The sequence below is a fragment of the Peribacillus sp. FSL M8-0224 genome (genome assembly GCF_038003055.1).
Lineage (GTDB): Bacteria > Bacillota > Bacilli > Bacillales > DSM-1321 > Peribacillus > Peribacillus frigoritolerans.
On record NZ_JBBOOJ010000001.1, the window covers coordinates 5,262,232 to 5,276,523 of the forward strand.

At 41.0% G+C, this 14,292-nt stretch carries 12 protein-coding genes and 4 tRNA genes; 1 reads left to right on the forward strand and 15 read right to left on the reverse strand.

Annotation, left to right across the window (positions count from 1 at the left end; all coding sequences use genetic code 11):
* Window positions 1-211: 211 nt before the first annotated feature.
* The gene (locus MKX49_RS25585; RefSeq protein WP_202314933.1) at window positions 212-1,660 is read right to left on the reverse strand and encodes a DEAD/DEAH box helicase; all 1,449 of its coding nucleotides are present in this window, start codon (window positions 1,658-1,660) and stop codon (window positions 212-214) included.
* 294 nt (window positions 1,661-1,954) lie between these two features.
* Here MKX49_RS25585 and MKX49_RS25590 point away from each other — a divergent pair, with 294 nt between their 5' ends.
* Window positions 1,955-2,287 (forward strand): heme oxygenase, encoded by a 333-nt coding sequence (locus MKX49_RS25590; protein ID WP_318291585.1) that lies wholly within the window; start codon window positions 1,955-1,957, stop codon window positions 2,285-2,287.
* A gap of 62 nt (window positions 2,288-2,349) precedes the next feature.
* Here MKX49_RS25590 and rlmN read toward each other — a convergent pair whose 3' ends face one another.
* From rlmN to MKX49_RS25660, 14 genes are all read right to left on the reverse strand, one after another.
* Entirely contained in the window at window positions 2,350-3,417 is a 1,068-nt protein-coding gene (gene rlmN / locus MKX49_RS25595) for a 23S rRNA (adenine(2503)-C(2))-methyltransferase RlmN (protein WP_340878239.1), read from the reverse strand.
* 81 nt (window positions 3,418-3,498) lie between these two features.
* The gene (rlmH, locus tag MKX49_RS25600; protein ID WP_034316119.1) at window positions 3,499-3,978 is read right to left on the reverse strand and encodes a 23S rRNA (pseudouridine(1915)-N(3))-methyltransferase RlmH; all 480 of its coding nucleotides are present in this window, start codon (window positions 3,976-3,978) and stop codon (window positions 3,499-3,501) included.
* A gap of 371 nt (window positions 3,979-4,349) precedes the next feature.
* Window positions 4,350-4,511, reverse strand: a complete 162-nt coding sequence (locus MKX49_RS25605; protein ID WP_065310847.1) for a CxxH/CxxC protein — start codon at window positions 4,509-4,511, stop codon at window positions 4,350-4,352.
* 176 nt (window positions 4,512-4,687) lie between these two features.
* Window positions 4,688-5,908 (reverse strand): S1C family serine protease, encoded by a 1,221-nt coding sequence (locus MKX49_RS25610; protein WP_072272175.1) that lies wholly within the window; start codon window positions 5,906-5,908, stop codon window positions 4,688-4,690.
* 272 nt (window positions 5,909-6,180) lie between these two features.
* Complete coding sequence (locus MKX49_RS25615) at window positions 6,181-6,975, reverse strand: MBL fold metallo-hydrolase (RefSeq protein WP_034316123.1); 795 nt, start codon at window positions 6,973-6,975, stop codon at window positions 6,181-6,183.
* 6 nt (window positions 6,976-6,981) lie between these two features.
* Window positions 6,982-7,779 (reverse strand): two-component system regulatory protein YycI, encoded by a 798-nt coding sequence (locus MKX49_RS25620; protein ID WP_340878240.1) that lies wholly within the window; start codon window positions 7,777-7,779, stop codon window positions 6,982-6,984.
* Window positions 7,766-9,100 carry a YycH family regulatory protein gene (locus tag MKX49_RS25625; protein ID WP_340878241.1) on the reverse strand — a complete coding sequence of 445 codons (1,335 nt, stop codon included), beginning with the start codon at window positions 9,098-9,100 and terminating at the stop codon, window positions 7,766-7,768. The genes MKX49_RS25620 and MKX49_RS25625 overlap by 14 nt, the downstream gene beginning before the upstream one ends.
* A complete protein-coding gene (walK, locus tag MKX49_RS25630) occupies window positions 9,097-10,929 on the reverse strand; it encodes a cell wall metabolism sensor histidine kinase WalK (protein WP_340878242.1) in 1,833 nt (610 codons plus the stop codon). Before walK ends, MKX49_RS25625 begins: the two co-directional genes overlap by 4 nt.
* Window positions 10,930-10,934: 5 nt before the next feature.
* A complete protein-coding gene (yycF, locus tag MKX49_RS25635; RefSeq protein ID WP_034316131.1) occupies window positions 10,935-11,642 on the reverse strand; it encodes a response regulator YycF in 708 nt (235 codons plus the stop codon).
* Window positions 11,643-11,923: 281 nt separating this feature from the next.
* Window positions 11,924-13,342 (reverse strand): peptidoglycan DD-metalloendopeptidase family protein, encoded by a 1,419-nt coding sequence (locus MKX49_RS25640; protein WP_340878243.1) that lies wholly within the window; start codon window positions 13,340-13,342, stop codon window positions 11,924-11,926.
* Between the two features lie 408 nt (window positions 13,343-13,750).
* A tRNA-Phe gene (locus MKX49_RS25645) sits at window positions 13,751-13,823 on the reverse strand.
* A gap of 29 nt (window positions 13,824-13,852) precedes the next feature.
* Window positions 13,853-13,928: transfer RNA gene (locus tag MKX49_RS25650), tRNA-Asp, on the reverse strand.
* A gap of 23 nt (window positions 13,929-13,951) precedes the next feature.
* A tRNA-Glu gene (locus MKX49_RS25655) sits at window positions 13,952-14,023 on the reverse strand.
* Between the two features lie 8 nt (window positions 14,024-14,031).
* Window positions 14,032-14,107, reverse strand: a tRNA-Lys gene (locus MKX49_RS25660).
* Window positions 14,108-14,292: the final 185 nt, after the last annotated feature.

Here is a 14,292-nt window from a genome sequence, read left to right on the forward strand (position 1 = left end):
GGTTAAACAGAATTTGGAGAAAGAATCTTAACCTCCTCATAAACAAAAAAACTACTATTTCAGTGAGGACGGATCATGTAGGGGGAGGGCGAATTATCTGTGTGTAGGTCGAATTTCCCCCCGGTGGGTCGAAAAGTTCCTGTCCCAAGTCATATAAAAAAGAAGCGGGAAGACCGATTTTCGGTCTTCCCGCTTCTTTCATTCGACACCTTTAGTTCTTAAAGGCCTCTGAAACCTTCAAAAGCTTGCCTTTCACTTTAGTATTTTTCATCACTTTCAAGACAAGCGGTCCCTTTTCATTCAATATTTCCACATAAGAAACATTATCCTGGATCGTAATGATCCCGATGTCCTCTGCATTCACTCCATCAATCTTTGCGATGGTTCCGACAAAATCCACAGCCCTGAGTTTCTTTTTCTTGCCGCCATTAAAATACAGCTTCATGATTTGTTTATTCAATTGTTCACTTTTATCTTTCTTGATTTTTGGACGGGCTTCCAATTTGGCTTCGAATTCCATTTTTTTATTGGAGACTTCCTCTTTAGATGGAGCAGTCATCTTAGGGATTTCAAAACCGATATATTCTTGGATCTCGGTAAGGAATTTGTCTTCGTACGGCGTCACAAAAGTAATGGCTTTTCCTTTTTTACCGGCACGGCCCGTTCTTCCCGTTCGATGTACGTAACTTTCCTTTTCCAATGGCAGGTCATAGTTAATTACATGGGTTATATTGTCGATGTCAATTCCACGGGCAGCAACATCTGTTGCAACCAAATAGCGGAATTCACCTCTTCTGAATTCATTCATCACTGCAAGGCGATCTTCCTGAAGCATGCCGCCGTGAATCATATCACACGGATATTCCAGTTCCAGCAGCTGTTCACATACTTGATCCACCCTATCTTTCGTCCGGCAAAAAATGATGCAGCTATCGGGGTTTTCCGTGATGGTTACGTCTCTAAGCAGGGAAAACTTATCATCTTCTTTCACTTCTATAAGGGCATGTTCAATTTTCTCCGTCGTTAAACCCTTTGCTTTGATTTCAATATCCAAAGGATCTTTCATATATTGCTTGCATAGTTTTTTTATACTCTCAGGTAATGTAGCAGAGAACAGCATGGTTACTCTATCTTTCGGAAGCTCCTTAATAATGGCTTCCACTTGTTCGATGAAGCCCATATTCAGCATTTCATCCGCTTCGTCAATAACTAAATGAGTTAAGCGTTCCAAGGCGAATGTCCCTTTCTCAATATGATCCAGAACACGCCCCGGGGTTCCGACGACTACATGGCTTTTTTGTTTCAATTCCGCTTTTTGCAGTGCGAATGGATGTTTTCCATAAACGGCAGTAGCCTTTATCCTCTTAAATCTGCCAATATTCGTAATATCCTCTTTTACCTGCACGGCGAGCTCACGTGTCGGTGTTAAAATAAGCGCCTGAGGCTTATTCTCTTCCCAATCGACCATTTCGCAGATCGGTATGCCGAATGAAGCGGTCTTGCCGCTTCCTGTTTGCGATTTAACGACAAGATCCCGCTTTTTCAGCGCCACTGGAATCACTTCACGCTGTACTTCGGTTGGACGTTGATATCCCAAGCTTTCTAATGCCCTAACAATTTCATCGCTTAATGTATAATCAGTAAAACTCAATTCATTCATATAACAGCCTCTTTTGTTGTTTAGTATGTTGCTTTATTGTTCCCATAATCGTAATTTCCTTATACAGAGTTCTATTATACGCGATATGAATCGATAAACCTTGTAATATCCAAATTCAATTGTTCTATTTCAATATAATGAAACATCCGTCTTCATTAAAACAATGTCTTCAGGGCCCCATGATTGGAGTTAATCAAAATGGACCCTGCTTCTTTCAATATGCTAAAATATGTATGAAATTGCGGAAATAAAGGGCGTATATTCCAAACCGATGGCCAAAAGGAGGACTCATTTATGATAATCGTAACGAATAGAATCAGAGTCAAAAAAGGGATGGGTGCAGTCATGGCCCCAGGATTTACTGCACCAGGACCACTTGATACGATGGAAGGCTTCGTAAAAGTTGAAGTATTATTAACGCAGAATTTGACGGATCACGATGAACTGAGCGTTAATATGTACTGGGAAAACCTTGATAACTTTACGGCTTGGAGAAATAGCGATGCATTCAAATCTGCACATAAACGGCCTGAATCAGGTTCCGGCGAAGCAAAAAAAGAATCTCCAATTCTAGGCAGCGAGCTTACAACGTATGAAGTCGCCTCGGTAAAGGAAATAGCTAAATAATGAAATTACACAAAAAAGAGGCCGCAAAATATGCGTCCTCTTTTTGTTTTTTCTTAATGAGTTTACTTAGCTTCGGCTTTTTTGATTTGTTTACTTCTAAGCTGACCGCAAGCCGCATCAATATCCGTTCCATGTTCTTGGCGGATTTTACAATTGATGCCTCTCTTTTTCAGCGTATCATAAAACGAAAGAACGGACTCTTTATCACTTCTTTGGTATTGGCTATGCTCATCTACTGGATTATATGGGATCAGGTTGACATAGAGACGATGTTTTTTGTCATCAAGAAGATCGGCAAGTTGCTCGGCTTCTTCTTGATGGTCATTGACATCTTTCAATAGGATATATTCGATCGTAATTCTCCTATTCGTTTTCTCTAAATAATAATCAAGAGATTTCATCAATTTTTCTATCGGGATGCCTCGGTTTATCTTCATGATTTGCGTCCTGAGCTCATTATTCGGCGCATGCAATGAGATGGCCAGATTCACCTGTAATTGGGTATCGGTGAATTCATAGATCTTATGGGCAAGGCCGCTTGTCGAAACAGTAATGCGCCTGCCCGCGATAGCAAGACCCTTATGGTCCATGAGCACTTTCAAAAAGTCTAACATATTTTCAAAGTTATCGAACGGTTCGCCAATGCCCATTACAACAACATGGCTTACAACCTCACCTTGTTCCAATTTATCCAGATGCAGTTGAACGTTCATGATTTGTTCCACTATCTCCCCGCTGGATAAATCACGGCTTTTGGCCAATAATCCACTGGCACAGAAACTGCAGCCAATATTACAGCCCACTTGGGTGGTGACACAAACCGAAATTCCGTATTTATGTCTCATCATAACCGTTTCGATAAGGTTGCCATCCTGTAATTTAAACAGAAACTTGATCGTACCATCCGCTGCTTCTTGCTTGACGTGCTCAGTCAAAGTCTGGATGACAAAGTGCTCATCAAGTAATTTTATGCACTCTTTATTAACATCCGTCATTTCAGAGAAACTCGTCACACGTGTTCTATAAAGCCACTCCCAGACTTGGGAAGCTCTGAATTTTTTATGGCCATGGTCTGAAAGCCACGCTGTCAATTGTTCGAATGTTAAACCATAAATGGACTCTTTATTCATTCGTTACCCTCTTTTCATTACAGTAAGATTTAATACTTTAACCCATTACATTAAGGGGAGCTCCCCCGGAATCAGTCTCTATCATTTATGATATGGTTCATTTCTATTTATCCGAAAAGCCCGATATATTTGCTCCACAAGAACCAATTTCATTAATTGATGCGGAAAGGTCATTTTCGAGAAGGAAAGGGCATAATCGCTTCTTGATAACACCTCTGTGCCAAGTCCAAGCGACCCGCCAATAATAAAGGCAATTTTGCTCTTTCCATAGGTGGCGAGCTGATCCATATGAGTGGCCAGCTGTTCTGAAGTAAGCTGTTTTCCATTGATCTCAAGCGTTATTACGTAGGTGTCCGGGCTGACTTTGGCCAGGATTCGTTCACCCTCCTTTTGCTTTACAATGTCCATGTCCGCTGTACTCAGGTTCTCCGGAGCCTTTTCATCCGGTACTTCCACAAGTTCTATATTAGCATAGGCGCTTAACCTTTTTGTATATTCAGCAATTCCTTGCTTTAAGTATTTTTCCTTTAGCTTGCCAACAGTAATAATCGTTATTTTCATATATATCCTCTAGCTTTCATTATGTTTTTACTATCAATTGTTGGATTTGCCTACCTATTATCATACCTTACAGTGACCTATAAGCAAAACAAGCATATCCTTTCCAATTTTTAATGCTTTTATAATAAAAACCGCTGCCCCTGAAAGCGGCAACGGTAACTTTCATTATTGAAAAATTCGGCTGGACTTAGTTCCAATCCGAACAATTATCTTGATTATTCGTACTACCAAATGCTTGGATCTAAACCATTCCACCCGCCGCTTTACTCTTCGGAAAATGTTAAGAACAGGTTAAGAACAGGTTACAAACATGTTATCCACAAAAGTTATCCACATATCCACAAAATCTATCCACATCTTGTATGGGAATATTAGTTCCCTACTAGATATATTGCCACGTTTCGACAATATTCACAGGTTGTTGATAACTGATTTTCTTCGGGAACAAGCGTTAAAACAGGATAGGTTTCACATTCGTATACCACTTCATCCAGCGCCATGTCCACATGTTCCTGACAGCAATATAATTTCATCTTTCATATCTCCTTTCCCATTCATTATTCCCAGTACTTCCATTCCCAATTATCCACAAGTCACTTGAGATCTTTAATTTCAGTTTATATCCACAGGTAATCGTAACAAAAAATAAGAAAAGCGCAAGGAAATAGAAAGGACAGGAGGCATTTTCTACCCCCTGTCCTTTTGTGCTTTAAATTTCGCTGCTTGAAAGCGTGACTTCCGTTGTTTCTTTCTTTCCGTCACGGTAATAAATGATTTTAACTTTATCACCGACTTGTTTTTCATTGTAAAGGTATTTTCTTAATTCCACGACATCATGGATTTTTTCATTATCCATTCCAACTACGACGTCAAATTCCTTCAATCCTGCTTTGGATGCTGGAGAGTTGCTTTGAACGCCTGTTATCGCAACGCCAGAAGTAACTTTCCTTGGCAGCTTTAATGTATTTTGTTGATGATATTGGGAAATTTCTTCTACAGATGCCAGGTTAACACCCAAGAAAGCACGTTTCACTTCACCAAATTCCTCTATATCATTAATAATCGGGATCACTGAATCGATCGGAATGGAAAGACCGATTCCTTCCACTGCATTTTCTGCAATCTTCATCGAATTTATTCCGATGACCTGCCCTGACATATTAACGAGTGCCCCTCCGCTGTTACCTGGATTAATCGCCGCATCGGTCTGGATGACCTCTGCATTCCAATCCACTTGTCCGTCCTCATTGATATCCACCTCTATCGTGCGCTCCAAACCGGAGATGATCCCTTGTGTGATCGACCCGGAGAATTGAAGGCCTAATGGATTACCAATGGCAATGACGGGCTCGCCAGGTTTCAATTTGCCGGAGTTTCCGAATTCAGCTATGGTTTTGATTTTTTCACCATTAACGACAATGACGGCTAAATCTGTCCATGGGTCACTGCCTTGTAGTTCAGCTGGCAATTTAGTGCCATCACTTAATGTCACTTCAAGTTCATTAGCTCCTTCAATGACGTGATTATTCGTGACGATATAGGCCTTGCCCCCATCTTTCTTGTAGACGACTCCAGATCCTGTGCCGGCTTCTGCCGAACTGTCCTCGGCGTTGCTCCCTTGACCCCAGAAGTTCGTTTCCTGAATGTTAGTGATGCCGACCACTGCGTCGCTGGCTTTATCAACGGCATTGGTGACGGCACTTGTTACATCAAGAGTAAGGTTTTGCTGGGACTGCTCCGTGGTCTTTCTCTCCGTTGATTTTTCCGTTGTTATTTCGTTTTCATCGTTATTTAACAGTCCGCTTCCCGGAAAGGCTAATAAAATAAGTAAGGCCCCGATGATGGCGCCCCCCAAGCCTGCTAGAAAATAGCTCGTATGGCTTTTTTTCCGTTTATTTTGGTTCTCATCATTCTGATCATAATAACCCAAGACCGCCCCATCCTCTCATTTTAGGAATGTATTATAGCAATTCTATTGTTTGGTATCCTCCCTCAATTATACTCAATTACCGAAATTTTTCTAAAAAAATGCATGCTTAATTTAAGGGGCAACATAAAATTGACTAGTATCAGCCCTTTTCCTTTTACCTATACAGTTCTAACCAAACGATACCCCTTTTAATCCGATTCGTAACTTACGAATCGAAATTTTTTAAAAATAAAAAAGGAATGAACAAGGTATCCCTCATCCATTCCTTTCATTTATAATGTAACAAGTTCCGTTGGTCTTTTCGGGTCAGTATCATATAAGGAAAATTGTTCACCCACGATGATCCCCTTTGTCTTTAACGTCTGTTCCACCGACATTCTTGCTAGATCCTTCATATTGTTATCAAGGCTTAAGTGGGCCAAGTAAATCCGCTTGGTCTTATCACCGGCCACTTCGCTCATTGCAAGGGCAGCGTCTTCATTACAAACATGTCCGACATCACTTAAAATCCGGCGCTTGATGCTCCATGGATATTTTCCCATCCTCAGCATGGACACATCATGGTTACTTTCAAATACATAGGCATCGGCATTTGAGATGATTCCTTTCATCCGATCGCTTACGTACCCTGTATCGGTAATGACCACAAGTTTCTTATCTTCATGATGAAAGACGTAAAACATTGGCTCTGCCGCATCATGTGAAACGCCGAAAGATTCTATATCAAGGCTGCCGAACGTTTTGACCTGTTCCATTTCAAATGTGAATTTTTGTTCGGTTGCAATTTCACCGATCGATCGCTCCATGGCATTCCATGTTTTTGCATTCGCATATATCGGGAGTTTATGTTTTCTGGCAACCACGCCAAGACCTTTAATATGGTCGCTGTGTTCATGGGTAACAAGGATACCGGATAGCTTGGACATATCACGGCCTATATCCTGAAATAATGCTTCCAGGGCTTTACCGCTTAAGCCGGCATCGACGAGGAATGATTGATCCTCCGTTTCCACGAAAAAGGCATTTCCTGTACTCCCGCTTGCGAGAACACTAAAATGCATTGTCATCTATACTCACTCCAGTATTTTTTCTTCTGTATTCAATTCAATGACCTCTTTATCAAAAGCATTCACGAAGAGATCCGTTTCGTCATCAATGACCACCCACCATGTTGGCACAAGTAAATGTGACACAGATGTCGTCTGCAGCGAATTGTAATATCCCAATTTTACATTCGTGACTTTACTTTTGGGATCAATATCACCATTGTCATACAATGCTCCAATAGCAGTTATAGCAGATTCCAATTCTTTAGGTTTATTGAATTTTTCGATCCCCTCTAAATACATCTGTTCATAGGAAACGATTTCACCCTTCTTGTTCAGATATAGAGTGACCTTCCCTTTACTATTATTAAAAAACATCTTTTTATCTGCCACTTGATAGCAGATGATGGTCTGGCTGATTTCATCATAGCTCCAAAAATGATATTCATTTCCATTTAATATATACTCCTTCAGGAATATATCAAGGTCTGCAGCATGAATTTCCGATTTCATGCCAACCGGTGTTTTAAATGTACCAACAAGCTTCTTATCATCGATGATTTTTGCATTTTGATTTTTCAGGTGCTGAATATCTTTCTTCTCGAAAGTCTTGCTTTGGGCAATCAGGAATTGATCCTTCAACTTTTGTTTCGGAAGTTGGGTTTCTATTGAAATCTCATCTTCTTTCAACAGTTCTTCCGTAGTGGACTCCGTGAAACTTTCATATTGGGAGTCATTAATCTTTTCCAGGAATTGATAAAGAAGAAAAATATTCAAAACGAAGAAAACCATGATGAAAATTGACTTTGTATTATTCCAATCCACTTCGATCGCCTCCCGTGTCATCAAAAGGCACAATAAACCATTTATCGCCGATACGATAATACCAAGTGGGCTCGAGTGTAACTAGAGTTACAAGTTTGGAATCCAGGGATTTATCCAATCTATAGCCTATCGAGATGTCCTCCACGCTATTGAAATCGACATTATCTTTCGATTTCAGCTGATTCACTACTTCTTTACCGCTTGGTAAAGTCTTTGCCGATCCTACTGACGGGAGGACTGAATCAAGTTTAAAATATGGACGGTCATAGCTATAAATTTCTTCTTTCCCCCAAATTTGCTCGATTTCCGTCATTCCAGATTCATTGAAGGCCGGATAACCATTCACGAATAAGCGGAATACCACTCGTTGTTCATTCTCCGACATATAGGCAAAGCGGTAATTGTTATTTTCCCAACCTGCATGTTCATTGATGAAATCAATGCTTTTTTGCAAAAGGTCACTGGAACTGCCAAATGACTTGCTCTTTTGTGCCGGATTGATATAAGAAATTAGGTAATTGTCTTTATTGACCGTCATCAGTCTTGTTCCATCCGTGTATTCCTCACCGACCGAAACGGGTTCCTGTCGTACATACTTCGGATTAATAAATAGAGCGCTTTTAAGGTCTCCAATATCCAAATAGTCGATATAATATTCAAGTCTATTGATCTCCACTGGGTTTTCCGGGACGAACAGCGTCCTTTTGCTGTTTATCGTTTCGGCCGTGTATTCAGGGTGCTTATCGTAAGAACCCCGATAAAATGAATCCATGAAATTCCTTAGTTTTTTAGAGTCGACCATACCTTGATAAATCTTCCTCTGATCGTAAGAAACAAAATAAACGGCAGATTCATTACCACTGATGTTCTTTTGTTTAATGATGATTCGATCAAACCAAAATTCAGGCACTTCCTTATCCGTTATATTCAATACCGTTTTATAAAGAGAGATGGGAATATCATCGGAAAATTCGATTTCAATCGATCCATCTTCATGGACAAAATCGTCAAATTTCCTTTGCAGCCTGTTTACGGATATCTCTTTTATGCCTCTAAAACGCCATTGCGAAAATTCTTTTTCCATTTCATTGATTTCTGCCGGATTGGAAGTCTGGAAATGCTGCCCATTGCCATGGAAAAGGATACTGACTGGTTTAATGACATCACTGACAATCTGGACATCGCTTTTAATCTTTATGAATTCCGACGATTGTTCAAATGGATCATACTCAGGCTCGTACGTCCAAATGCTCCATGTCAAAAATATGCTTGTCCCAACCAAAATAATCAGTATTATACTTTTTGCACGTTCAAAATTCATGACCAATCATCCTCTTCTTCCTGTTCGTAAGGAAGTGTAAAGAACACGGTAGTTCCTTTTCCATCCACACTTTCCGCCCATATTTTCCCTCCATGCGCCACGACCATCTCTTTTGCAATCGCTAAACCAAGCCCTGTCCCGCCTAAGTTACGGGCCCTTGCTTTATCCACACGGTAGAAGCGGTCGAATATTTTATCAATGACGTTTTTCGGGATACCCACTCCTTGATCTGTAATGCTCACAATGATAAAGCCATCAGATGCCCTGACGCGGAAAGTCACTTGACCCCCTTCAGGTGAGTACTTTAATGAGTTGGAGATTATATTATAGAGAACCTGGGTGATTTTATCTTCATCAATATCCACAAAATAAGCTTCCTTCGGCAAATCACGCTTAAACGTGATGTCATCATTTTTCGACATTTCAAAACGATCGATGATGTGGTCATAGAATTTATTGAAATTCACCCAGCCTGTTTTAAGCCTATAATCTTTACTGTCCATTTTCGAAAGCTGTAACAGATCATTAACAAGCCTGATCATTCGCTCCGTTTCATTTTGGGTCACACTTAAAAACGATGGAGCGATTTCCTCGTCCTTCCATGCACCTTCAGCCAACGCCTCCAGGTAACTTCTCATCGTCGTTAGCGGAGTTCGCAGTTCATGTGATACATTGGCAACGAATTCCCTGCGTTCGCTCTCGATTTTTTCCTGCTCTGTTATATCATGCAAAACAGTGATCAAACCATTAACGAATCCCGTTTCCTTTTGAATGACCGAAAAGTTCCCCCTCAAAACGAAAGGATGATTTTTTTTGCTGTAATCAAGGATAATGGACTCTCGCTCTTCCAGTAAATCCTCAAATTTATATTCTTCTTCAAGACCCAAAACCTCAATGATCGGTTGGTTCATGACGGTTTCACTCGAGACATTCAATAATTGTGCCGCCGGTTCATTAATCAAGTTCACCCGACCGCGCCTGTCCGTTGAAATTACGCCATCCGTCATATTGGCAAGGACAGATGATAGCTTTCGCCGCTCTCCTTCTGTGCTTGATTGTGACTCTTGGAGTTTTTTGGTCAAATTATTGAAAGTGACGGCAAGCTGGCCAATTTCATCATCGCCATATACCCTGACTTTTCTGGAGAAATTCCCTTTTGCCATCACAAGGGCCTGTTTTCTCATATCAGACATGGGTCTAGTGATCGTTCGTGCGAGCAGGATCCCCAAGATGGCCGTAATGACCAGAGCGATGGCCGTACCCGTCATGAAGATGCTATTGATTTCATCCATCTGCTCAAAGACATTCTCCATCTCGGCTATTACATAGACGGCGCCAATGACCTCCCCATTTGCTTCAATGGGTGTCGAAAGGACCCAGAGCCGCCTGCCTGTTTTCTTATCGCGAAATATATCACTATCTTCTTTTCCAAAAGTGAGCGTATTCTTAATGAGGACCTCTGTCGTCTTCTTCCCTACAATATCCTGGTTACCTCGGGCTGAAGTTCCGATCACGCGTCTGCTGCGGGTGTCGATGACACGTACTTCCGAAATATCATTCGATGAATTATCCCGGTCTTTCAATATCGCATCAATCGCTTCTTCGAGGGTCGGATCTTCCTCTCCCCTCTCTTTTTCCATTTCTTCACCAATACTGTAGGTAAGCAGGTTAACGTGACCTTTTATTGATTTCGTAAAGTTCCCGACAAGATTTTCTTCCAATTCCCCAACAAAATATACCCCGATTATTTGCATCGCCACGAAAATGAGCAGTACATAAATCAGAACAAATTTAAAATGAATTGAGCGAAAAAAACCAACCTTTTTCATAGAAACTACTCCTGTTCAGGGTTACGCAGGTAATAACCGACCCCTCTTCTAGTTACAATCCAGCCAGGATGGCTTGGATTGTCTTCAATCTTCTCACGAAGACGTCTGACCGTTACATCGACCGTCCGCACATCACCAAAATAATCATAGCCCCACACGGTTTGTAATAAGTGCTCCCTTGTCATGACCTGACCGATGTGCTTCGCTAAGTAATGAAGCAACTCAAATTCACGATGCGTCAATTCTATCGTATCGCCACGCTTGGATACCACATAGGCATCCGGATGGATAGTGAGCGTGCCTATCGTAATTTCCTTCGGTTCATTTTCTTGATCGGGAACCGGAACAGCTTGCTGACGTCTAAGGTTCGCCTTAACGCGGGCAATTATTTCCCGGGTACTAAATGGCTTTGTCACATAGTCGTCTGCACCAAGCTCCAATCCTAACACCTTATCTATCTCCGAGTCTTTTGCCGTTAGCATGATGATCGGCGTCTCATACTTCTTCCTTACTTCCCTGCATACTTCCATCCCATCGCGCTGCGGCAGCATGATATCAAGTAAAATCAAATCAGGTTGCCGTTCTTCCACCATTTTGAGGGCTTCATTGCCATCATAAGCACAAAAAACTTCGTAGCCTTCTTTTTTTAGATTGAATTGTAATATATCAGCAATTGGCTTTTCGTCATCCACTACCAGAATCTTTTTATCCATGTACTTATCTCCTTTTTAATAACTGAACTGAATCTATTAAAAACCGTGTCCTTATCCGGGACCTTATTCACTTTTCCTTCTGCTTGCACAAAGCTTCGCAACCTAGTTTCAGCAAAGTTACATATATATACCCAATAAAAGGGGCTGAACACTGGAATGAAAGCAAATTGTCTCTATTCTACTTTATCATTTTATAGGCATTAAATCACCTTTTTCCTATTATTCTCATCTATTAATGAAGCAGAAGAAGTCTTCGAATAATTTTCGAAGACTTCCATCGATTACTGACTTATATAGTTTAGCGGATTAACGAGGGACCCGTTTTTATATATTTCAAAATGGAGGTGGACACCGGTCGAGTGACCTGTTGAACCCATCATGCCAATTTTCATGCCTTTTTCAATCTTCTGTCCCGCTTTTACATCTATTGAATCCAAATGGGCATACACTGTCTTATACCCATTATTATGATTGATCGTTATCTTATTTCCATATCCTCCGGAATTCCCGGCAGTTTCGATTATCCCATGATCTGCTGCAGTTATGGTCATGGTGGCTGGCCGTGCAATATCGATACCTTTATGAAGTTTCCCCCAGCGCTGGCCCTGCTTACTGGAAATATAGCCCCCATCTGCAGGCCATGAATATGTACCGCTGCCCTGTGAAGGTATGACCTTGGTGCCTTTTCTGGTGATTTCCGTTTTAGCTTCTTCCGTGACTTCTTTTTTTACGATCGACTCACTGATTTTCTTTCCATTTGTTTCAGATACATTATAGGTGAACGCAAGAATCCCCTCATTCCCCATTTGTTCAGTAATGAGTTCGCCCTTTGGAAGTTCGTCATCCTCCTTCACTTTCTTTTCAAAAGGAATCCTCTCTTCCTTTAATACTTCTCTTTCTACCATTACGTTCACATAGGGGGTACGCTGGGTCACATAGAGACGCTCGCCCTCTTTAACACCTTTGTCCTCATCCTGTCCCGGATTCAGCTCCAGCAGTTGATCCAGGTCCATATCATGGCTAGTGGCAATGGCTTCAAGATCTTCATCTTCCTTAGCCTCATAGATCGTCGTTTCTTCCTTCCCTTCTTCTATCATGGAAAGGGTTTTATCGACACTCTTGATTTCGTCTGGATATACCATTGTCTCTTTAAACGTAACGGGAAGTGAAAATTCGATGTCGAGAATTCTGCTTCCTGGCTCTTTTAACGAATCGGCTTCTTTTTCACTTTCTTTTTTACCTGATTCGTATTCAGCGTATTCCTCTTCATTTACATATAATAAAGTGATTTTCTCCAGAACATCCTCTGCATCTTCCTTTGACGCAACATAAGCGACCGCCTGGTTATCTATGTCGATTTCATACGCCTCGGCCTTCACATTCAACTGATCTTGAATTCCCTTAACAGCCTGATCCTCTTTAACATCTTCATCGAATACCTCTTCAGGTACGAACTTCAGCTGTGTCTCCTTATCGAATGTAAAATCAGGATAATCTTCCTGTGCTTCCTCTACCTTTTCGGCTACGATGTTTTCGATTTCCGTTTCATCCGTTACACTGCCGACGAACTCATCGTTAAGATAAACATGCTGTATGGTTGTAGTTTCCGATATCCCAGCAGCAGTTACCCGATTGCCCGCAAGCACCAAAATGACGGAAACCATCAACAGGATGATCCCCTTGCCTTTTGAGCTAAACATATATTGTCCTCCTTAACGGCTCAGTCACCAATTAAGAAACTAATCAAATTTATTTGAGATTTATTAGTCCAATTTAAATATCCAGATACTTATGACTGATTTCTATAATGATTTTTATCACTCATAACTCTACCATATTAAGAAAAAAAACAAGAAACAGACTTCATAATGTAATAGAACTGTATAAATGGTGACAACTTGTACCAATAGATATGGTAATGGGGACAGTTCAATAAACTGCAGAAAAAGGAGTGGGCCTAAGCCCAGCAAGGGTAAAAGAGGGTTATATCCCGAATTGGCCGAAAATGGTATGTTACAAAACGTTAACAATCTATTACAAGATTTCATTCAGAATCCTCTAGACGCATAACAAAAAAACGCCCTAAAGGAAAGGCGTTTATACAAGGATGGCTCAGGACGGAATCGAACCGCCGACACAAGGATTTTCAGTCCTTTGCTCTACCGACTGAGCTACTGAGCCAAATATTCTATTTTAGAATAAAAATAAAATGGCGGTCCCGACGGGAATCGAACCCGCGATCTCCTGCGTGACAGGCAGGCATGTTAACCGCTACACCACGGGACCAGTAAAGCATATATATAAAGAAGTGACCCATACGGGATTCGAACCCGTGTTACCGCCGTGAAAGGGCGGTGTCTTAACCGCTTGACCAATGGGCCGAAAAAAATGGTGAGCCATGAAGGATTCGAACCTTCGACCCTCTGATTAAAAGTCAGATGCTCTACCAACTGAGCTAATGGCTCGTTCTAATGAAATGTTTCTTTGCTGGATGTTAACTTACCATCTGCAGCTTGTTAATGGCTTGTTCTATTGTGACGACGCTTTTGATAATATCATGGTTCTTATAGTTTAGGCAATAGTTTTTTGAAATAAAATTATTTTTTTCTTATTTTTTTTATTTTCCCTATAGTTTTTATCCACATTCACT

Excerpts from the sequence above, each read along its gene's own strand:
- MKX49_RS25640 (WP_340878243.1), bottom strand. The coding sequence starts at position 13,342 with ATGTTTAGCTCAAAAGGCAAGGGGATCATCCTGTTGATGGTTTCCGTC.
- rlmH (WP_034316119.1), bottom strand. The coding sequence starts at position 3,978 with ATGAAAATAACGATTATTACTGTTGGCAAGCTAAAGGAAAAATACTTA.
- walK (WP_340878242.1), bottom strand. The coding sequence starts at position 10,929 with ATGAAAAAGGTTGGTTTTTTTCGCTCAATTCATTTTAAATTTGTTCTG.
- yycF (WP_034316131.1), bottom strand. The coding sequence starts at position 11,642 with ATGGATAAAAAGATTCTGGTAGTGGATGACGAAAAGCCAATTGCTGAT.
- MKX49_RS25625 (WP_340878241.1), bottom strand. The coding sequence starts at position 9,100 with ATGAATTTTGAACGTGCAAAAAGTATAATACTGATTATTTTGGTTGGG.
- MKX49_RS25590 (WP_318291585.1), top strand. The coding sequence starts at position 1,955 with ATGATAATCGTAACGAATAGAATCAGAGTCAAAAAAGGGATGGGTGCA.
- MKX49_RS25585 (WP_202314933.1), bottom strand. The coding sequence starts at position 1,660 with ATGAATGAATTGAGTTTTACTGATTATACATTAAGCGATGAAATTGTT.
- rlmN (WP_340878239.1), bottom strand. The coding sequence starts at position 3,417 with ATGAATAAAGAGTCCATTTATGGTTTAACATTCGAACAATTGACAGCG.
- MKX49_RS25615 (WP_034316123.1), bottom strand. The coding sequence starts at position 6,975 with ATGACAATGCATTTTAGTGTTCTCGCAAGCGGGAGTACAGGAAATGCC.
- MKX49_RS25605 (WP_065310847.1), bottom strand. The coding sequence starts at position 4,511 with ATGAAATTATATTGCTGTCAGGAACATGTGGACATGGCGCTGGATGAA.